General features: G+C 40.3%; 18 protein-coding genes and 4 tRNA genes. 8 read left to right on the top strand and 14 right to left on the bottom strand.

Features of this window, described 5'->3' with window-relative positions; all coding sequences use genetic code 11:
• From IIB50_00245 to rpsO, 3 genes are all read right to left on the bottom strand, one after another.
• A partial coding sequence (locus tag IIB50_00245; protein ID MCH7529542.1) for a polyribonucleotide nucleotidyltransferase occupies positions 1 to 1685 on the bottom strand: 1685 nt, incomplete at its 3' end.
• A gap of 170 nt (positions 1686 to 1855) precedes the next feature.
• A complete protein-coding gene (locus tag IIB50_00250) occupies positions 1856 to 2395 on the bottom strand; it encodes an NYN domain-containing protein (protein MCH7529543.1) in 540 nt (179 codons plus the stop codon).
• A gap of 62 nt (positions 2396 to 2457) precedes the next feature.
• The gene (gene rpsO / locus IIB50_00255; GenBank protein MCH7529544.1) at positions 2458 to 2724 is read right to left on the bottom strand and encodes a 30S ribosomal protein S15; all 267 of its coding nucleotides are present in this window, start codon (positions 2722 to 2724) and stop codon (positions 2458 to 2460) included.
• Between the two features lie 160 nt (positions 2725 to 2884).
• On the opposite strand from rpsO, the gene IIB50_00260 reads away from it, so the two are divergent.
• Both IIB50_00260 and xth read left to right on the top strand, forming a co-directional pair.
• Positions 2885 to 3832: a tyrosine-type recombinase/integrase gene (locus tag IIB50_00260; GenBank protein ID MCH7529545.1), complete on the top strand. Its 948-nt coding sequence runs from the start codon at positions 2885 to 2887 to the stop codon at positions 3830 to 3832.
• Between the two features lie 140 nt (positions 3833 to 3972).
• Positions 3973 to 4743 carry an exodeoxyribonuclease III gene (gene xth / locus IIB50_00265; protein MCH7529546.1) on the top strand — a complete coding sequence of 257 codons (771 nt, stop codon included), beginning with the start codon at positions 3973 to 3975 and terminating at the stop codon, positions 4741 to 4743.
• A 312-nt stretch (positions 4744 to 5055) separates the two neighbouring features.
• Here xth and IIB50_00270 read toward each other — a convergent pair whose 3' ends face one another.
• A complete protein-coding gene (locus tag IIB50_00270) occupies positions 5056 to 6534 on the bottom strand; it encodes an HD domain-containing protein (GenBank protein MCH7529547.1) in 1479 nt (492 codons plus the stop codon).
• A gap of 63 nt (positions 6535 to 6597) precedes the next feature.
• On the opposite strand from IIB50_00270, the gene IIB50_00275 reads away from it, so the two are divergent.
• The 4 genes from IIB50_00275 (at position 6598) to IIB50_00290 (ending at position 8355) form a co-directional block, all read left to right on the top strand.
• Positions 6598 to 6669: transfer RNA gene (locus IIB50_00275), tRNA-Arg, on the top strand.
• A gap of 359 nt (positions 6670 to 7028) precedes the next feature.
• Positions 7029 to 7102, top strand: a tRNA-Gly gene (locus IIB50_00280).
• 541 nt (positions 7103 to 7643) lie between these two features.
• Entirely contained in the window at positions 7644 to 8057 is a 414-nt protein-coding gene (locus IIB50_00285; protein ID MCH7529548.1) for a YraN family protein, read from the top strand.
• A 227-nt stretch (positions 8058 to 8284) separates the two neighbouring features.
• Positions 8285 to 8355, top strand: a tRNA-Pro gene (locus IIB50_00290).
• 354 nt (positions 8356 to 8709) lie between these two features.
• Here IIB50_00290 and IIB50_00295 read toward each other — a convergent pair.
• On the bottom strand, positions 8710 to 9135 hold the full coding sequence (locus tag IIB50_00295; protein ID MCH7529549.1) for a hypothetical protein: 426 nt from the start codon (positions 9133 to 9135) through the stop codon (positions 8710 to 8712).
• A 248-nt stretch (positions 9136 to 9383) separates the two neighbouring features.
• Here IIB50_00295 and IIB50_00300 point away from each other — a divergent pair, with 248 nt between their 5' ends.
• Positions 9384 to 10436 carry a mechanosensitive ion channel family protein gene (locus IIB50_00300; GenBank protein MCH7529550.1) on the top strand — a complete coding sequence of 351 codons (1053 nt, stop codon included), beginning with the start codon at positions 9384 to 9386 and terminating at the stop codon, positions 10434 to 10436.
• A gap of 31 nt (positions 10437 to 10467) precedes the next feature.
• On the opposite strand, the gene IIB50_00305 is transcribed toward IIB50_00300, so the two are convergent.
• Positions 10468 to 11607, bottom strand: coding sequence for a trypsin-like peptidase domain-containing protein (locus IIB50_00305; GenBank protein MCH7529551.1), 1140 nt, complete (start codon positions 11605 to 11607; stop codon positions 10468 to 10470).
• 482 nt (positions 11608 to 12089) lie between these two features.
• Between IIB50_00305 and IIB50_00310 the strand changes: the two genes are divergently transcribed.
• Positions 12090 to 12160 (top strand) — tRNA-Gly (locus IIB50_00310).
• A 58-nt stretch (positions 12161 to 12218) separates the two neighbouring features.
• On the opposite strand, the gene IIB50_00315 is transcribed toward IIB50_00310, so the two are convergent.
• The 8 genes from IIB50_00315 to nusA form a co-directional block, all read right to left on the bottom strand.
• Positions 12219 to 12491, bottom strand: a complete 273-nt coding sequence (locus IIB50_00315; protein ID MCH7529552.1) for an HU family DNA-binding protein — start codon at positions 12489 to 12491, stop codon at positions 12219 to 12221.
• 227 nt (positions 12492 to 12718) lie between these two features.
• A complete protein-coding gene (gene rny / locus IIB50_00320) occupies positions 12719 to 14248 on the bottom strand; it encodes a ribonuclease Y (protein MCH7529553.1) in 1530 nt (509 codons plus the stop codon).
• Between the two features lie 295 nt (positions 14249 to 14543).
• Positions 14544 to 15140, bottom strand: a complete 597-nt coding sequence (gene clpP, locus IIB50_00325; protein MCH7529554.1) for an ATP-dependent Clp endopeptidase proteolytic subunit ClpP — start codon at positions 15138 to 15140, stop codon at positions 14544 to 14546.
• A 169-nt stretch (positions 15141 to 15309) separates the two neighbouring features.
• Positions 15310 to 16383, bottom strand: a complete 1074-nt coding sequence (locus IIB50_00330) for a hypothetical protein (protein MCH7529555.1) — start codon at positions 16381 to 16383, stop codon at positions 15310 to 15312.
• A gap of 277 nt (positions 16384 to 16660) precedes the next feature.
• Positions 16661 to 17056, bottom strand: coding sequence for a hypothetical protein (locus IIB50_00335; GenBank protein MCH7529556.1), 396 nt, complete (start codon positions 17054 to 17056; stop codon positions 16661 to 16663).
• Positions 17057 to 17080: 24 nt separating this feature from the next.
• Positions 17081 to 17992 (bottom strand): hypothetical protein, encoded by a 912-nt coding sequence (locus IIB50_00340; GenBank protein ID MCH7529557.1) that lies wholly within the window; start codon positions 17990 to 17992, stop codon positions 17081 to 17083.
• Positions 17993 to 18134: 142 nt separating this feature from the next.
• On the bottom strand, positions 18135 to 18674 hold the full coding sequence (locus IIB50_00345; protein MCH7529558.1) for an inorganic diphosphatase: 540 nt from the start codon (positions 18672 to 18674) through the stop codon (positions 18135 to 18137).
• Between the two features lie 20 nt (positions 18675 to 18694).
• The coding region (gene nusA / locus IIB50_00350) for a transcription termination/antitermination protein NusA (protein MCH7529559.1) at positions 18695 to 19903 on the bottom strand (1209 nt) is incomplete at its 5' end.

The raw sequence follows: 19903 nt of genomic DNA on the forward strand, positions 1-19903 counted from the left end.
GTGATTGAAACAATTTCAGGTGCGCGTGGAGAGATATGTTCACGTGGTTTGGAAATTTCATTTTCGATTACATCAAGAATCTTCAGGCGTGCACGTTTTGCTTCCGTAAGTGCCTCCACAAGTATCGGAATCGGTATTCCGCCAACTTTCACATCCATTTGAATGGCAGTGATTCCTTTTCTGGTTCCAGCAACTTTCAGATCCATATCACCATGATGGTCTTCTGGACCTTGAATATCAGTTAAGATTTTATATTTGTTGGTATCTCCCATCATAAGTCCAAGCGCAATCCCCGCCACGGGGCGCACAATGGGCACACCACCATCCATAAGTGCTATTGTGCTAGCACAGACTGACGCCATTGAGGTTGAGCCGTTTGATGCCATACTTTCCGATACAATACGTATTGTGTACGGGAAAGCTTCTTTATCAGGAATTATAGGTTCAAGTGCTTTTTCGGCAAGTGCACCGTGCCCTATCATTCTTCGGTTGGGGCCACCGAGTCGACCAGTTTCGCCGACAGAAAATGGCGGGAAGTTGTAATGGTGCATAAAACGTTTTGTGGCTTTCCGTGCTTCTATACTATCTATAATCTGAGAATCCTGAGGTCCCCCTAAAGTCAATGCCGAGAATACATGAGTACCGCCGCGATAGAAGATTCCCGAACCATGCAAAATCGGCGATACTTTTCCAGCCTTGGCAAACAAAGGTCGCACCTCGTTCATTTTTCTTCCATCGGCACGCTTTTCATTTTCAAGCGCTTCTCTATGAAGTGTGTCACTGACCATGTCTTCGTAATAATATGGTGCAAAGACACACTCTTCTTCGGATAATATCTCCTGCACCTGTTCAAGCCACTCATTTTTAAGTGTTTCAGTGGCTTTCTTGCCGTCCTCAGAAAAAATTGCGTCTGAAAGTTTCTGTGCAACCTCTTTTTCAAAAAGCGATATGAGGGGCTGTGGCACTTCTCTCTTTTCTATAACATGCTTTTTCTTACCAATTTCTTTTGCAATTTTGTTTTGAAATTCCTGAAGTGCGTGTATTTCCTCGGAGGCTTTTTTAAACGCTTCAACTAGTACCGATTCATCTGACTCATGAGAGCCGACCTCAATCATATTTATACTCCTGTCTTTTCCGCAGATAATCATATCTACTTCTGTATCTGAGTTCTCTCTGAAAGTATATGGTGGATTAATCGCAAACTCTCCATTTCCTTTGTGTTTACCAATTCTTACAGCACTAATAGGCCCGTTCCACGGGATATCAGAAGTAAGTAGTGCCAGTGATGCTGCATTGACAGCGAGTATGTCTGGGTCGTCTTCATCTATAGAAAGAACGGTGATGACTATCTGTATTTCTCTGCGTATATGGCTGTCAAACATCGGTCTAATAGCGCGGTCTACCACTCTACCTGAGAGAATTGCTTCTTCAGAGGGTCTACCCTCTCTTCTGACGAAGCGGCTGCCTAAAATTGCACCGGCGGCATAGAATTTTTCCTCGTAATCAACAGTCAGCGGGAAATAATTAAGTCCATCGCGTTCGTTCAAGGACATTACTGCGGTTGCAAGAACCGTCGTGTTTCCATATCGCAATAACACCGAGCCATTAGCTTGGTCAGCAAGATTGGTAAACTGGGCGGTAAGAGTTTTTCCTCCAATCTGGAGTGAATATTCTTTTTCTTCCATAAGTGGGTTGTGTGACCCTCAGATTTTAGGTTTGAAAATATATTTCAAGCCTACCTATCTAGAGGTCAACATTAACGTATAATGCCTCCAGTGTAGCAGGTTTCCACCTTCGAGCAACAAAATCCCCGCCCGGCAACTGCCGGGCGGGGGCCTTTAATTTGTTTGTAACTTTATTTGGCAGACCATATACTTTTTCGTTCCCCACGGTATCCGATGAGATACTTTTTTGGGTCTTCGCACATGTCTATAAAGTCGTCGGCAACCTCCTGAAGTCTAGATGAGGATGATTTACTAAACGAAATAATCTCAACCTGACATCCTTCTTTCATAAGGTACTCAACGAGTGGTATAAAATCACCGTCGCCGGTTGCCAAAATGATAGTATCAAGCTTAGATGCCATTTTAATAGCATCAACTGCCATACCGACATCCCAGTCTGCCTTTTTAGCCCCACCGTAGAATATTTGAAGGTCTTTGGTTTTGGTTTCTATGCCTAATTTGGTCAGGGCATCGAAAAATCCCTGTTCTTCACCTGATTCCGTGGTGACCACATAGGCCATTGCACGTATAAGAGGTCTTCCAGCAAGAGCTTCTTTTAATACTGTACCGAAGTTTACTTTTGATTTGTAAAGGTTTTTTGCGCTGTGATAGAGATTTTGTGTATCTATGAAAATTCCCACGCGCTGATTCTTGTGTTTTATAATAGCCATAATTAATGACTCGTATGAAAATACGATTGATTAAAAACTTATAAAATGATATCAAGAATACTTTATCTTTTAAGATTGAGCTTCTTGATGAGCGCATTGTAGCGCCGCTTATCCTTTTTTTCAAGGTACTTTAGGTGCGTTCTTCGGTCAGCGACCATGGAAAGAAGCCCCTTTCTCGAATGCTTGTCCTTTAGATTTTTCTTGAGATGCGTCGCAAGTTCATCTATTTTTCTACTCAAAATAGACACTTGCACCTCGGGAGAACCCGTGTCCGTTTCGTGCATTTTCGTGTCCTTTATAGCGTTTTGTTTCTTTCTCTTTGTAAGCATAGAGAACAACAGAGTACCACATTTGATAATACTTTGCAAGAGCTGTGTAAAATCTTGTGCGACGTTATATTTATTGTCTTACAATATTTTCAGATTTTCTGACACAATATGTATAGAACAATTCTTGTTGTGCGACACTTACTATTGGTATAATGAGTGTATGACATACGAGCTTAATCAGTTGAAACGGGAATTTCTTGAACATCTCGAAATTGAGAAAGGTCGTAGTTTAAAAACAATTGCAAACTACGATCAGTATCTCAGTAGATTTCTTGAATGGTCAAAACTTACCGATCCAAAGGATATTACCGATGATGTTATTCGTGAATACCGGTTGTGGCTCAACCGGCAACCTGCCTCGCCAGTAGGCAGGACATCGGGAGTGCCTCCAATCGGAGAGCAACAAACACTTAAGAGAAAAACTCAAAACTACTATCTCATAGCGCTTCGCGCATTTCTCAAATACATGAGAAAACGCACTATTGAATCTATTTCACCAGAGCGGATAGAGCTTGCAAAAGTGCCACAACGCAGTTTGGACCTCATTTCAAGTGATGAGCTCAATCGTCTCATGAACGCCCCCCAAGGGGAAGATTTAAAGTCTCTACGGGACAAAGCGATGCTTGAGCTACTGTTTTCTACAGGTCTTCGGGTTTCAGAGCTTTGTTCACTTAATAATGATTTGGATATACGCGCCGATGAATTTTCTGTGCGAGGCAAGGGAGACAAGATCCGTGTTGTATTTCTCTCGTCTGATGCAAAAGATATACTAAAAAAATATATGGAAAAACGTACTGACATGGACGATTCACTCTTCATACAACTTAGCAGAGGAGTTTCGAGCAAGGATTCACTGAGGCTCACACCACGCTCGGTTGAGAGAATAGTAAAATACTATGCAATAAAAGCTGGAATATCTAAAAAGGTTACTCCACATGTGATTCGACACAGTTTTGCAACTGATTTACTTCAAAACGGAGCTGATATTCGCTCAGTGCAAGCACTTTTAGGACACGCCAACATTTCAACGACGCAAGTTTACACTCATGTAACGGACATACATTTAAAAAATATACACAAGGAATTTCACGGCAAAAAACGCACATAACGGACATGTCTTTTATATATGCATGATGGATATGAATATAAAAAAAATACACTTGGTACAATGGAAATAATAGCCGAAAATAGCTCCGACAGTACCGTCGGAGCCGTTTGCTTTTTATATAAAGTTGATATGATATATAAATGACAAAACTACTGTCTTGGAACGTGAACGGTTTGCGCGCTGTGCACAGAAATGACTATTGGGGGAGTTTTCTCAAAGAAAAACCTGACATTTTTTGTTTGCAGGAGACCAAAGCGCATCCTGATCAGCTTCAGTCTGAAGTCAGAAATGTGAAGGGATATTTTTCATATTTCGCATCATCTGTTGTTAAAAAAGGATACAGCGGCGTGGCACTCTACACCAAAACAGAGCCAGAAAAAGTTGAATACGGCATGGGAATAAAAAAATTTGATGACGAAGGTCGGCTGATAATTTCCTACTTTTCGGACTTTATTCTGCTTAATGTTTACTTTCCCAATGGTGGACAGGGGCCGGAGCGACTTCAATATAAACTTGATTTTTATGACGCATTTCTTGATTATATAGAAAAATTAAAAAAGAAAGGCAACAAAATTATTTTCTGCGGAGATATAAACACGGCCCATGAGGAAATTGATTTAGCGCGCCCAAAAGAAAACGAGGACAATACTGGCTTTCTTCCTGAGGAAAGAGCTTGGATTGATGAGGTGATAAATCATGGATACATAGATACATTTAGACATTTCCATCCGAATAAAAAAAATGCTTATTCATATTGGGATTTAAAGACAGCGGCTCGCGATAGAAATGTTGGTTGGCGCATCGACTACTTTTTTGTCAGCTCAAATCTGCAGAATAAAATAAAAGGAGTTTCCATTCTTACCAATGTATATGGCTCTGACCATTGTCCAATTGAGCTTGAGCTCCTATAGTCTGAAGAGCCTGAAGAATTATAAAGGACATTTATCCACAGTTTTGTCCTTTACATGTCCTTTATGATTGCTACACTTGTATTAGACATTGAGTTTTTCTCAATATTTGTTCTTCACATTTCCCTCTTTCTTCCCTAGCAAACATCTTTGGATTGTGTATTGGTTGACGGTACACATATCCACACCATACAAAATTTTTGCGTAAAATGGTATGTGACACAGCCAATATGTTTGTTCTTTAGATGGGAAAAGCCGCCCTGAAAGGCCCTCTCCACAACGCCTTTCATTAAGGGCGGTTTTTTTTATTGTCCTTTATTGTACCCAGTACCTACCTCGTATCTCTTTTACTTTCTTCTCCTCTTCCGTATCTTTTTTCACCTTTCCTTTTTCTCCTAAACTTTTAAGTTCTGCCATAGGAAGCACGATTAACACTTTTCCTTGTTTTTCAAGATATTCTTTTGTGTTGAGTGTGGGGTCTTCTAGCACTTCTTCGAGTAGAGCATGGAGTGTGTATCCAATTTTTGGTCCTGACTTCTCATTAGTTATTTTCATCAGTGAGTTACCGTCTATTTTAAGCATTCCGACTGAAATTGGGTCGCGGAGAGCCTCTTCAACCATCGATTTATACTTCCTGAACCGGTATGGATTCTCCTTTGGTCGTCCGGTACCTACTCTATCGCACACCCTTAGGTCCATCAGGAACCATATACTCTCTTCTCCCACATTTCCAATGATTCTACGTACTGCGGAAAGGGTTATTTTTTCAGGGTCTGAGAAAAACATGTGCCATCTGACCAACTTTACAACAGCATCCACCGTTTTCTTTGAATATTTCAAACCGATAAGTATCTTTCTAGTGAGCCGCGCTCCCACCACGTCATGTCCGTGGAATGTCCAGTCATTTTTCTCTTCTGATCTGCGCCGTGTCTCTGGTTTTGATATATCGTGAAATAAAGCTGCCAAACGAAGATCCAGTGACCAATCTTTGTCAGCCGCATGTTGGAGTGTCCTTAGATTATGTTCGTAGACATCGTATTTATGAGCCTGATTCTGGTTTACCCCAATACCCCTCTCAAGGTCTGGTATGAAGTGTTTAAGCACACCAAGTCGTTGTGCGCTTAAAAGACCCTCCATGGGTCTTTTAGACATGAGAATGCGTGATAATTCATCTCTGATACGTTCCATGGATATTTTCTCAAGTGTGGAAGCAGTCCTTTTTATTGCCTCTTCTGTTTCCCGTTCAATTGAGAATGAAAGCTCCGCAGAAAGGCGTATCGCACGGAGAATTCGGAGCGCATCTTCTGCAAATCGTTCATCAGGCTTCCCCACCGCTCGCAATATTCTGTCCTTTATATCCTCCTGCCCTTTATAAAGGTCAACAAGATGTCCTTGAGAAACACTGTACGCCAGAGCGTTTACCGTAAAATCTCTGCGCTTAAGGTCAGCTTCAAGAGAATTTCCAAATTCAACAGAATCTGGATGACGAGCATCGGTATAGGAAGATTCAAGTCGGTACGGGGTAACTTGTATGACCTTCAGAGACTCATCCTCTACTTGCTCATTTACCACACCTACAGTTCCAAATTCATTGTTGTAGAACGTGTCATCAAAGAGCTCCACGATTTCGTCGGGCTTGGCATTTGTAGCTATATCCCAGTCTTTAGGGACTTTTTCTCGCAGGAGGTCACGGACACAGCCCCCCACCAGATAAGCCTCAAAATCAGCCTTTTCTAGCTCCTCAGTTACTCGTGAAACCTCCTTTGGAACCTTAAATTTCAGCGTATTTGACATACATTTATTGTATTATACATTTTGCTGTTTCGCTAATATAGCGTATTATAATGCTATCATTTTGCGCCCGTAGTGAAATGGATATCACGACTGGCTTCGGACCAGTTATTGTGGGTTCGAATCCTGCCGGGCGCGCCTATAGTCACAACAAGGTAGGTTTCTCCTACCTCGTTGTGCTATTAGAGGTTGCTTTGGCAGGATTCGAACGGAACCCCGCCGCCATTGGTTTAAGGCGGGGTCCGTGGCTCTGGAGGAGCACGTTTTCTATATCGCTCTGCGATTGAAAATGTGCAGAGGAAGAGGAATCCTGCCGGGCGCGCTAGCATGAAAATCACTAGTTTTTACTAGCGATTTTCGGGTTTTATAAGTACAGATTGAGCAAAGATAACAAAATATAGTATAATTACCGAATATTTTTGCGGGTACAGCTTGCCATCCTAAATTTTTGTAGAACAAAAACTTAGGAGGGTGAATGGTAGAATGTATGGAATTATGCGGGTATAGTTTAGTGGTATGACATGTCCTTGCCAAGGATAAGACGGGAGTTCGATTCTCCCTACCCGCACCAAGCGTAAAATTGCCAGATTTTTTCCTGACAATTTTATGCTTCAAGAGCGCGGGTAGAGAAAGCAAACTGCTTTGCTTTCGTGGAGAATCGAAAGCCGGAATATATCGCTTTATCGACGGTGGAGAAAAGGTGCGGCCGTACCTTTTCTCGGGTCGCGACTTCGCCGAAGGCGGAAGTTGTGACCGAGTCTCTTTCCCTGTCTCCCCCACCAAAGAGACACCGAGTATTTTGTCCTTAATTCGTGTCTTTAAAGCAAAAAATAGTGCATAAGTGTGGATAAAGCTGTGCATTGTGTTGATAAAGGACATTTCGATTTCTGTCCTTCAGGAGCACTTTTTCAAAAATATGTTGATAAATAAAGGTTTTAATGGGACATTGAGATTATAAACAAAGTGTCCCTTATCCACTATAAGTTTCACATGAAACATACAAATATAGTTTCATGTGAAATCATAATATGAAAAATATTTAGAAAAAAAACGGATAATGAGCTATATGTATATAACATAAGTTGACTTGAAATTGATTTGAGAAGAGTTTCATGAAGAACAGTAAAGAGACTGAAAAGCAAAAAATTGGGAAAATAGGAGAGGATATTGCCTGTAGGTTTCTCATGAAACGTGGATTTAAGGTAATTGAGAGGAACTATCTCAAGAAATGGGGTGAGATAGATATTATTGCTAAAAAGGACAAAATACTGCGATTTATAGAGGTAAAAACTGTTTCACGTGAAAATGTGGGTAGCATTTCACGTGAAACAGAAGGATATAGACCGGAGGAGAATGTGCACCCCAAAAAATTACAGCGAATGGCACGAGTTATCCAAACCTATTTGATTGAAAAGGGAATTGAAGATGAGAATTGGCAATTTGATGTGCTGGCAATATATCTTGATCTAAATAATAAAGAAGCTAAGTGTCGATTTACAGAAGACATAATTTTATTAGCGACATAGAACGAGCGAAACGCCAAACCGAAGGTTTGAGCATTTCCGAGTCGAGGAGCTAACATAGGTTCAATATCTCGTGCCTTTAGGTCGAGGAACCTTTATAAAGGACATCTAAAGGACATTTTAAAACGTCCTTTACAATTTGTTGAGTTTAGTGGCAGAATCAAGTAGAATTATGAGGTTGAATAAACCCTAAAATAAAATGTAGGAATACACATTTTATTCGGGCAAAACGGGGCGTAGCATAGTGGTAGTGTGCTCGGTTTGGGACCGAGTGGTCCGAGTTCGATTCTCGGCGCCCCGACACAGGATATCTCAAGAAGTCTGGCGGACTTCTGTGGAAATTTTCATAAAAAATTTGAATAGCTCGAACCCAATTCTCGATGAGAGTTTTTGCCGCTTCTTATTATATAAGTGACCTTAAAATAAGCGAAATAGCTATTAAAACAAAGATATTTCGTCTAAAGGGACAGAATAGCAATATGTTAATACAAGCTCAAAATTATTCTAATTTTCCCATTTGTTTGCTTTAGAATAGTAACAACACAGGACTTACACTGCACTATGGCATTTATTAGTTAATTTTATGTCTCTTGGAAAATATGTTTATAATAAATTAGGGGTTATTAATATAGTCTGTGACGGCATTTAGTAGACTTCAGCAGGTCATTTTAAGACATTTAACAGGTCTTATAAGACAACACAGAGGTATTTTTATATTATTTTTTTTAAGTTCATTTATCAGAAGTTCGGTGAGTTCTGGAGTTGTGGATAGATTAAATAAGTTTGATTTCACACTCAAATCGCCAAAGAGGAGAACTTCAAGACCGAATCCGTTGTTTTCTTTTAGACTCCTCTCTATATGCGATAGGGTAATAGCGCGTAAATCACGCTCCGCGGTTGTTTCTCCATCACTGCTCGTAACCACAACATCTGTTAGTTCGTTACTGCCATTTATCACTGATCCACCTGAGGAACCCTTTTGTGCAGTTATACTTCCACCAAGCGAAATGAAATCAAGGATGTTGTCTCCGAAGCGATCGGCACCCCGATTAAAAGTTAGTATATTTACTCTATAGCCCAATCATTACCTATTTCGCCGTCTGATTTTATCAAGTCGGATAATTTGCTGAACGTAAATATTTTCGGCATATTTTGTTACACAAATAACCAAAAGATAAGCGAAATAGCTATTAAAACAAAGATATTTCGTCTAAAGGGACAAAATAGTAATATACTACCAGTAGTGAAATAGTAGTGAAACCATAATTATTTCAATTGTCCTTTTTATTTGCTTATAGAGTGGTGTTAATATAAAATACACAGCACAATATGGAATTTATTATCAATCTTGACGCGTATCTTCTGGGGAATACGCTTATGAGCTACATTAAAGCGGTTATTGCCTTTGCAGTGCTTGTTGCGGTGTTTAAAAGCCTTCAGTGGGTCATTTTGAAACGTTTAGCGGGTCTTGCTGAACAGACAGAAACTGATATTGACGACACTCTCATAAAAATCTTCAAAAGTTTGCGACCGTCATTTTATTACTTCGTTGCATTCTATTTTGCTTTAAAATTTATCTCTCTCACCAGTTTTGTAAATAATTTAATAAATGGCATTCTGCTCACGTGGATTATATACCAGATTATCATAGGGGTTCAAATATTCGTTGATTATGTTATTCGCAAAAAGTTTGAAGGGGATCCGGACCCGAGCACAAAGGCAGCAGCCGGCTATCTGAGCATGCTTGCAAAAGGGGCTCTGTGGGTTATTGGAGTGCTTTTGGTGCTTTCAAACCTCGGTATCAATATAACCTCGCTCGTTGCAGGGCTTGGTATTGGCGGGGTCGCGATTGCATTTGCACTCCAGGGTATTTTGGCTGACTTATTCAGCTCATTTGCACTTTACTTTGACAAACCGTTTCAGATAGGGGACTTCATCGTTGTTGGTAAAGACTCGGGAACGGTTGAGAAAATAGGCATAAAATCAACGCGGATCCGTGCTCGTACTGGAGAAGAACTTATTATTTCAAACAAAGAGCTTACTGAAGCGAGAGTGCAGAATTTCAAACGACTCGCTGAGCGCAGATCTATATTTTCTATCGGGGTTTTATATGAAACATCACAGTCAAAACTTAAAAAAATCCCGTCAATAATTGAGAAAATCGTACAATCTGCTCAAAAGACACGGTTTGATAGGACTCACTTCAAGGGTTTTGGGGACTCGGCTTTAATGTTTGAAGTTTCATACTATGTACAATCAAACGATTATACGGAATTTATGAATATACAGCAGAAAATAAATCTTGATATTTTTGAGGCATTTGGAAAAGAGGGGATTTCTTTTGCTTATCCTACTCAAACTATTCACATAAATAAGGGATAAGCAAATTTCGAAAATCAGTGTTATTAACGAGCTATTGTTTAAGCTCATTTACTAAAAGTTCAGTGAGCGCAGGTGATGTGGAGAGATTGAATAAATTCGACTTCACTCTTAAATCGCCGAAAAGAAGAATTTCAAGCCCAAATCCATTGTTTTTTTTCAGGCTCCTCTCTATATGCGAGAGGGTAATAGCACGTAAATCACGCTCGGCGGTTGTTTCTCCATCACTGCTTGTAACCACAACACCTATCAGTTTGCTGTTGCTGTTTACGATTGCTCCGCCAGAAGAACCTTTCTGCGCGGTAATGCTGCCGCCGAGCGAAATAAGGTCAAGCATATTATCTCCGAATGTGAAAAGCTCCATTATTTCAGAAATAGTGGATACTGCGTAGAGATCTTTTTGTATTGTAATTCCACTTAGAAACCCCGCAGGATAGCCGGCGACCAGAACATTATTTCCAACTATGATCGAAGATTCTTTTACATCAGGTTGTATAAACACAAAAGTGTTTGGAAGTGCTTCACTAGAATTTATACGATTTGTTATAAATAGAAACGCATAGTCATTAACACCGGTTCCCATAGGATTTTGGTTTGTGATATTTGATGTGTTATCGGTAATCCACTCAGTTGAAATATGGAGAATTTCAGCGGTATAGAGTGGTTCTGCAGGACTTCCTCCACGTATTATGCATTCAATTGCGTCTTTATTCGGGTAGTCTCTGAGTAGAAAGTATTGTGCTATATGAGCATTGGTAAGAATGACTCCACGGCTATCTATAATAACTCCACTTCCGGTGATTGGATTGAGAAGTCCTCCAGAGGTGGTGGTGCATAAAATGTTTACAAGTGCGGCTCTGGTGATTTCATTTATACCTAAAAATGATTGTATCGGTATCAACGGGACTGGTTGAGGAATAACAGGAATGGTAGATGCGACAATTTCTTCTTGCATAACTACTATTTCCTTTTCGGGTACTATTGTTTCCTGTATTTCCTGCAGCTCTTGTATCATTGATGTCTCAGTGTTGGAGACTTCTTCAACCGACAAATCTTTTGTGGCGGGGGTTTTGTTGTATACAACCGTTTGTTTTGAAAGCGAAACAGTATAGATAACCAAAATTCCCAGAATGAGAAAAGCAATAACCAGTTTTGCAAATTCTATAAGTGGCATCGTGTTCAGTATAGCATCAAATCAGAGTGGCTCAGCAGCAAAATTTGACAGAGAATGATTTTCGTTATGTTTTATTGACAAATGTAACCATTGGTGTATGCTTTAAAAGTACTGAAACTTGGGTAGCCCCGAGTTTTTATTTATCAGGACTCTGTCTGTTTTTATGACAGGATTTTAAAAAAAGAATTCTATGGACGATACTCCAAACACAACTCCAGAAGGAGGAGAAGGAGCAGAAGAAAAGAAAGAGGAAGGAAATGAAGAGGCAGCTACGGAAGCTGAAACTTCTGAAGCAACACCTGAAGCAAAACCCGAAGCGTAAACTTAACTTCTGAAAAAAATCCCTCGCATTTGCGAGGGATTTTGCTATTTGGTACGATTAGTTTCTATGCGGGTGTAGCTTGCCCTCCTAAATTTTTGTAGAACAAAAACTTAGGAGGGTGAATGGTAGAATATCTGCCTTTGTATCTGGAATAATTAGTGCGGGATTAGTTTAGTGGTAGAACAGGAGGTTTCCAACCTTCTAGCGGGAGTTCGATTCTCCCATCCCGCACAAGAGTCAAAAAGCCCGTCACATGTGACGGGCTTTTTGAATGCAATAGGAAGTAATATTATTTTACTGCGTCTTTCAGTCCTTTCGCGGCTCTAAATTTAGGAACGCGCATAGCCTGAATTTGGATAGTTTCTCCGGTTCGTGGGTTTCTGCCTTGTCGTGCCGGACGCATCTTTGTTGAAAAGATTCCAAGTCCAGCAAGTGATACCTCATCACCGCTCTTGAGTCCTTCGACAATTGAGTCAATAACACAGTCGACAGCTCGTTCTGCGTCAGCTTTTGTTCCTCCGAGGAGACTGTTGACCTTTTCTACTATTGAAGCTTTGTTCATCGTGTTTTTACGTATTAAATACCCTGCAAAGGTGTTAAAACATCATAGCAGGATTAGTAACATCGACCGTATTATTGGTTTTGTCCGACAACACACGTATATCGTTGTATTGCGGTACTTGGGTAAGTATATAGTAAGCCGTTTTTTCTGCAATACAGGATAGATATGAGACAGAGAATAAGTAAACTATGATTATTTTATCATCTCCGTACAGTGGAGGCGTATTTTTACCGTGCAAATTCTATAGCTCGTGATTCGCGGATAACACTAATCTTGATTTCTCCGGGATACTTCACCTCGTTTTCTATCCGAAGAGCTATATCTCTAGCCATTTTTTTGGCCTCAATGTCTGAAATATCTTCAGGGGTTACAAAGACGCGCACTTCTCTTCCTGCTTGAATGGCGAAGGTCTTATTAACTCCTTCAAAAGAATTAGCAATGGCTTCAAGGTCGCTTAAACGCTTGAGATAGTTTTCCACAGTGTCCCGTCTTGCACCAGGTCTACCACCTGAAATAGCATCTGCCACCTGCACAATGATAGATTCTGGTGTTTCGTATGGGTACTCTTCATGATGGGATTGCATCGCCTGGATAATCGGCTCATTGACACCGAATTTTTGAAGTATTCTCCTGCCAATCTCTACATGGGTACCTTGCACTTCATGATCAACAGCCTTTCCAATGTCGTGGAGAAGCGCTCCGGCTTTAGCAACCGATACATCAGCCCCGAGTTCTTCTGCCAACATACCAGAGATGTGTGCCATTTCTATTGAATGCTGAAGTACGTTCTGACCATAGCTCGTTCGGAAGTGCAGTCTTCCCAAAATTGATATTACTCGTGGGTCAAGGTTGAACACTCCGCATTCATATGCTGCCTGCTCACCTTTTTCTTTTATAATTTTATTAATATCCTCTTTTGCCTTAATGACCGATTCTTCTATCTTTGCCGGCTGAATCCTTCCATCTATAATAAGATTCTCAAGCGCAACTCGCGCGACTTGTCGTCTGATCGGGTCAAATGATGAGAGGGTGATGACTCCTGGTGTGTCATCAACGATAACATCAACGCCAGTTGCGCGTTCAAATGCCTTAATATTTCTCCCTTCCTTTCCGATGATTTTTCCCTTGAGTTCATCAGAGGGGAGTGAGAGTGATATTGCCATAACATCTGATGCGACAGAGTTGCCGAGTCGGTGAATTGATGCCACCAGTATCTCTTTTGCTTTCCGATCAAGTTTCTCATACCCTTCCGTTTCAAGTTTTTGCATACGCACCAAAATGTCTTCCTCATGCTCTTTTTCAATAGTCTTTAGGATCTCCACTTTTGCGTCTTGTTTTGAGAGTCCCGATATCTTTTCAAGTTCTTCCTGTCTTTTTTCATTGAGTTCTTCGGTTTTCTCCCGTATTTCTTTTACCTCTTCAATTTTTTTCTTTATGGTTTCAACTTCTTGATCAATATCAAGTTGTCGTTTATCCAAAAACTCCTCTTTTTTAATAAGACGGTCTTCATTTTTCTTTACTTGCTCCTCTTTTTCTTTGAGTTCTCCCCTAAGTTCCTCTACAGTTTCTCTTGCTTTATTCTCAGCTCCTCCAGTGATGCGCTTAGCTTCTTCCTTTGCATCAAGCATCATTTGCTTGATTTCAAGCTCCATTGACCCTCGTTTTCCGAGTGACACAATCCAGCGGAGAAAGTACCCAAAAGAAATCCCCACAAGACCGGAGAGTCCTATTAATACAATTACAACTTTTAATGACATACGCGGTGTTACCCGCTCCTACCTTACTGATTTACTGAAGCACAACATAACACTCTGCAGATGCAGGTGTGAATTGTGTATGAGTAGAGAAAAAATTAAATTTCATGGTGTGCTGAATAGATACGGTTTGAGTTTCAGTGATTTCTATCGGTAAAGCAAAAGCGACTTTTCAGTTAATTAACAAATATACAATAGTATATCTGCATGCTAGCAGATATGGTTGCGGTTGTCTAGAAAACATGTCGCACAGAATAGTGTGGCATGCATATTATGGTAGGCGGTTGCTCCGTATCTGTTATTTACCCTTTTTGTCCCCATTGGACTTTAGGATTTGGTCAACAATACCGTACTTTTTGGCTTCTTCGGTGTTCATGAAAAAGTCTCTATCCACATCTTTTTCAACTTGCGCGAGTGTCTGATTTGTATTTTTCGCCAGAATTTTATTGAGCTTGTCTTTGACACTTAAAATATGCTTGGCAGTAATTTCAATGTCGGTTGCTTGCCCTTGTATACCTCCCCATGGTTGGTGAATCATCACTTCGGCGTTCGGTAGGGCAAAACGTTTTCCACGTTTTCCGGCTGAAAGAAGAATCGCAGCACCCGATGCGGCAACACCGACACAGACAGTTGAAACATCAGGTTTGATGTAATTCATGGTATCGAGCATCGCAAGTGTAGAGGTAACCGAACCTCCCGGTGAGTTGATGTAAAGGGAAATATCCTTTTTCGGATCCTCTGATTCAAGGAAAAGAAGCTGAGCAATAACAATATTGGCTGTATGATCCTCAATCGGACCACCTAAAAAGATAATTCGCTCGCGCAAAAGACGGGAATATATATCATATGCTCGTTCTCCAAATTGTGACTTCTCTATTACTGTAGGTATCAACATGTAATTTAAACAAATTTAATTTTTTGACTTTTTCTTGCCCCGTAGTTGCCAAACGAAATGAAGTATACTATGCGAGGTCAATAACGGTTGGAATAAGCATATGTTGTATAGCTTCTACCTGTTCTATGTTGCTATAGTAGCAGATTGCACCGTAGAGGCAACTTTTAGTTTAAGACTGTTTTTCCAGAAATTGGAATACCTGTTCATTCATAAGTATAGTTTCAGCGTATATTGCTACCCGTTTTCTATCAGCGTCTTTGAAGTGCAAAAGAAGGTGGTTAACTTCTCGCTCAACTGCTTCTTGTGAAGCAGCTAAACTCTCTTTTTTTGCGATGGCATTTAATATCAACTGTAGCTTTGCTCGTTTTTCTGCATCTGTTTTCCATTCTTTTCTTAAATCTTCCGGTGTTTTTTTGATTTTTGCCAGATAGTCGTCAAATGTAATCCTCATTTTTTTGATATCATCTTTGAATTGAGCAAGCATCTTATCAAGTTCGCCTTCAACGAGTATTTTCGGAAGTGGAATATGAGATTTTTCAATAATTGCACTTCCAATACCCATTCTTACTTTTTCTTTTGTGCGGTTTTTCTTCTCACGTTCCATGTTTTCCACTAGTTTTTTTCTAAAATCTGAAACATTCTTAAACGAGCCTATTTTTTTTACAAATTCATCTGTAAGTTCCGGCAATTGCACCCCAGTATCTTTATTTATTCCGTTGCCGTTCTTAATTGCGCTATTCGATGTCGTCGCAAATTGCTTTCTGATGTGGAGAATTGTTTCCTCAATATCTTTATCGGCAACTTCTGTGCTCGATGGTTTTTGAGAACGTACTATCTCCATTGCTATAGTTTTGTAGTCGGGAAGTGTGATATTGGGGAGTACTGCGGTGCGTATTATAAAACCTATTGGATTACCAGGAGCGAGCTTCGTGATAGAAATTTTTGGTTTACCGATTACAGCAAGTTTATGCTCCTCTACTAACGTTGGGTACAGGTCGGAAAGTACAAGTTCTGCAGTTTCTTCAAGAATAGCCTTTTCCCCAACGGCGCGAATCAAAACAGGTTCTGGAACATGCCCTTTTCTAAAACCTGAGATTGTGGCACTTTCTCCAATTTTGGACAACGCTTTTTTTCGGTATCGAAGAGTTGCATCCTTTGATATCTCACCTTTTAACTCAACTTCAGATATCTCGGTATGCTTTTGTATTTCTATATTATCGCAGATTGTTTCGCTCTTGTTCATCCCGCTTAGAGGTGGGGCGCGGACACAAATTGTCCATCCCTCAATAATATATTAATAATATTCGACTTTTTGATTATATATTTCATATTACTTACGCGTCCGTGACCTCTAACGGGATTCATATTCAACAGATTAGTACGCACTAGAATTCAATACAATGTGGAGTGTACCGCCTCATATGATTACTGGCAAGCGCGATAGTAGGTATACTGGGCAGTATGATATAAAAAACCCCACATTCCAGGTGGAGGTTTTTTATATCGTAATGAATGAGTTTCTAAATGTTTCCCACTTCTGTCCCAATGTTTTCAAGCTCACTATCAATGTTATCTAAATCGGTATTGAGAAGATCTCGTTCAATATCAGCTATACTGTCTGAAGAACCCTGTTTCTGGAGGGCATTAAGTGCGGGGTCGTCCTGATTCAGTATCTCAACTCCAGTCATATCCAGTGCATTTTTTTTGCTCAACTCTGCACTCCAAAAGTAGAAACCACCGAGAATAATAACTGAGACAATAATCGCAACGCCGACTACAGGACCAATTGGTTTATCTTTTTGTTTTTCACCGTTTTCATTAGAAGCAGGAGGAGAAGCAGCAGGAGGCGTCTCAGATTGTTGCGTCTGCTCTCCTTCATTGGCATTGGTTTGGTTTATTTTGTTTTGTTCGTCCATGTTGTTATATGTTACGTATAATTGCTACTCGGTAGTATCGGTACTTGTATTATTTGTATCATCTGATTCGTCTGGTTCATTACCATCACTATTGCCAACACCTCCAGCTGCTTTGATGATTCGGATGGCATCGACAAGACTTTGGTGAGCGCTCTTCAAAACATCTTTACCGATACCTATTTGGCTACGGATGTCGACCAGTTGTTCTCCAGGGTTGTCAGATTCGAGAATGCCAACAATAGTAGCTTCAATTTCACCTACCACAGTATACGACGCGGCAATTTCCACTCGTGCGTCATCGAGTTTATTCAGAGCGTCTGAGAGATCGAGACCCTGATTGGTGAGTGTGTCTATTCGCGACTGCATTCTTTCAGCCAGTCTGTCCAATCGGTCAAATGCAGCGATAAATCTGTTTATAATACGCTCTGTATAAGCATGAGCCCTCTCTCGGGCTAGCCCCTTTTTTCTCTCAGCAATCAATTCTCGTTGTTCAAGATGGCTTTCTTCCAATATTTTTTTCCGTTCCACTCGATTCTCTCTGAGTAATTGAGTTCGATCGGTGCGATGTTGTTCAAACAGGACTCGAGCATCACCTCTCATTTCGTCAAGTTTCAAATGCAACTCTTCTCGGTTTTCTCCACTTCTTTCTTCAAGTAGAGTTCTAATCTCGACTTTTCTTATATCAATAGCATTGCGAAAATCTGTTCTTTGCAATTCCAAGTTAGATTTTACATCAAGTCTTTGTACTTTCAATCTGTCTCGCAAAAGACTTCTTGCTGCATCAATCTCTGTTTTGTCAATCAACCTCTCTCGTTCTCCTATAGCTGAGCCTGTTTCTTGGGCAGAACCGTAGCTTACTCCCGACAAAAATGCAAAAGCAAAAATAACAGCCAGTATATAAAATACAGTTGTTTTTCTTTGTGTAATGTTTCCCATGTTATACGAACTCACTATTAATAACAGTATGTCAATCCACCCTCTATCTATGAACCGCTACGCCCAGTATACAAAAAATGCTTTCGCGGGGAAAGCATTTTTTGTTGATAAGTAATAAGCAAAAGCCTGGTATTTCAGCATCTTAGTGCTTTTTAAACTTTTCTTTGTAGAGTTTTACTGATTTTTCAACCGCTGCTTTCGCTTCCTTTTTTCCTTTATATCCATAGACCTCAACAATATCTCCTTTACCTTTGAGTGTTTTGTATGTTTCAAAAAAATGCTGGAACTCCTTGAGAGAGTGTTTATTAAGGTCAGACAAATCTTTTACATCATCCCAGCGTTTGTCATCAACAGGAACAGTGATAATTTTGAAATCAGATTCTCCAGAATCAATCATTTCCATAACTGCAACTGGTCGAACTCTAACCAGAATCCCCAGATTAAGAGGAAATGTAGTAAGAATTATTACATCAAGAGCATCATCATCATCCCATAGCGTTTGTGGAGCAAAGCCATAATCAAATGGATATGGAGACGCGGAATAATTTGCGCGGTCAAGTGCGATAAGGCCAGTTTCCTTATCTATTTCGTACTTATTGTACGAACCTTTTGGGATTTCAATGATTGCATTGAATTCATTTGGTACATCATCTCCCAGTGGTACATCATGCCATAGATTCATAATAGTTTTTTGACTGATAATTACTTTTTTTCGTCAGCTAAAGTATCATCTTCTTTAACCTCTTTTTTCTTGTTTGTGTCAGCCTTGGCGATGTCGAGGGCCTCTTCTTCTGCTATTTCTTTTTTGTTGACCGTGGCATCAGAGGGAGTAGATGTCTCTTTATTTTTATCTTCTGCCACATCTATAGACTCACCATCAGCCTCTGCAATATTTTCTCCTTTGAGAGATTGAATGTCTATCTTCCATCCGGTTAGTTTTGCGGCAAGCCGCACATTCTGCCCACCCTTTCCGATGGCGAGTGACTGCTGATCTTCCGAAACCTCAACGGACGCTTTATTTTCCGATTCATCTATTGTAATACCGATAACCTTAGCAGGGGAGAGTGCTTCCTCAATAAACTGTGCAGAGTCCTCTGACCATTCTATTACATCAATCTTCTCGCCACTTAGTTCACTCATTACCGTTGACACTCTGACACCGCGCTGTCCAACCAAAGAACCGACTGGATCTATGTGTTCATCATGAGAAACGACAGCAATTTTTGAACGAGAACCTGCTTCTCTAGCTACCACTTTTATTTCAACTGTTCCATTTGTCAGCTCCGGCGCCTCCATTTCAAAGAGTTTTTCCAAGAATTTTGGGTGTGAACGGGAAAGACGCAAAAAGATACCGCGCTGACTTTCGTCGATAGCATACAGGTATGCTCTAATTCGCTCACCTTGTCGGTATCGTTCTCCTGGAATTTGTTCGTCGTATGACAGTAGACCAGTTGCACGTCCACAATCAACGAAAATATTACCGCGTTCAATCCTCTGAACAGTTCCATTTATAATATCACCTTGCCGCTTACCAAACTCTTCAAGCATAGACACTTTTTCAGCTTCCCGTATTTTTTGAATTATCACCTGTTTTGCAGTCTGTGCCGCAATGCGACCATAATCATCTTTTGCTTCAAGTGGAAACACCAATTCGTCGTCAACTTTTGCATCTTTTTTTATTTTCACTGCGTCTTCAAGAAACATATGATGTTCAGGATTATATCGAATTCGTTCATCTTCTGCATCTTCCTTGTCCGCCGTAATAGGTGTGGAGGAGGGTTTCTCACCACCGGCTTCCTTGTATTCTTCTTCGTCCTCTATTATCCGCACCTGATTTTTATCAACAACAATTTTTACCTGATAAAACTCAGTTTTACCAGTGGTAATATCAAATGAAGCCCGGATGATCTG

Source organism: Patescibacteria group bacterium, assembly GCA_022560785.1.
Taxonomy (GTDB): domain Bacteria; phylum Patescibacteriota; class Minisyncoccia; order Phycocordibacterales; family JADFSL01; genus JADFSL01.

Excerpts from the sequence above, each read along its gene's own strand:
- IIB50_00340 (MCH7529557.1), bottom strand. The coding sequence starts at position 17,992 with ATGGGAAACATTACACAAAGAAAAACAACTGTATTTTATATACTGGCT.
- IIB50_00345 (MCH7529558.1), bottom strand. The coding sequence starts at position 18,674 with ATGAATCTATGGCATGATGTACCACTGGGAGATGATGTACCAAATGAA.
- IIB50_00285 (MCH7529548.1), top strand. The coding sequence starts at position 7,644 with ATGAAGAACAGTAAAGAGACTGAAAAGCAAAAAATTGGGAAAATAGGA.
- IIB50_00305 (MCH7529551.1), bottom strand. The coding sequence starts at position 11,607 with ATGCCACTTATAGAATTTGCAAAACTGGTTATTGCTTTTCTCATTCTG.
- rpsO (MCH7529544.1), bottom strand. The coding sequence starts at position 2,724 with ATGCTTACAAAGAGAAAGAAACAAAACGCTATAAAGGACACGAAAATG.
- IIB50_00270 (MCH7529547.1), bottom strand. The coding sequence starts at position 6,534 with ATGTCAAATACGCTGAAATTTAAGGTTCCAAAGGAGGTTTCACGAGTA.
- IIB50_00335 (MCH7529556.1), bottom strand. The coding sequence starts at position 17,056 with ATGGACGAACAAAACAAAATAAACCAAACCAATGCCAATGAAGGAGAG.
- IIB50_00250 (MCH7529543.1), bottom strand. The coding sequence starts at position 2,395 with ATGGCTATTATAAAACACAAGAATCAGCGCGTGGGAATTTTCATAGAT.
- IIB50_00330 (MCH7529555.1), bottom strand. The coding sequence starts at position 16,383 with ATGAACAAGAGCGAAACAATCTGCGATAATATAGAAATACAAAAGCAT.
- IIB50_00315 (MCH7529552.1), bottom strand. The coding sequence starts at position 12,491 with ATGAACAAAGCTTCAATAGTAGAAAAGGTCAACAGTCTCCTCGGAGGA.
- IIB50_00300 (MCH7529550.1), top strand. The coding sequence starts at position 9,384 with ATGGAATTTATTATCAATCTTGACGCGTATCTTCTGGGGAATACGCTT.
- xth (MCH7529546.1), top strand. The coding sequence starts at position 3,973 with ATGACAAAACTACTGTCTTGGAACGTGAACGGTTTGCGCGCTGTGCAC.
- rny (MCH7529553.1), bottom strand. The coding sequence starts at position 14,248 with ATGTCATTAAAAGTTGTAATTGTATTAATAGGACTCTCCGGTCTTGTG.
- clpP (MCH7529554.1), bottom strand. The coding sequence starts at position 15,140 with ATGTTGATACCTACAGTAATAGAGAAGTCACAATTTGGAGAACGAGCA.
- IIB50_00260 (MCH7529545.1), top strand. The coding sequence starts at position 2,885 with ATGACATACGAGCTTAATCAGTTGAAACGGGAATTTCTTGAACATCTC.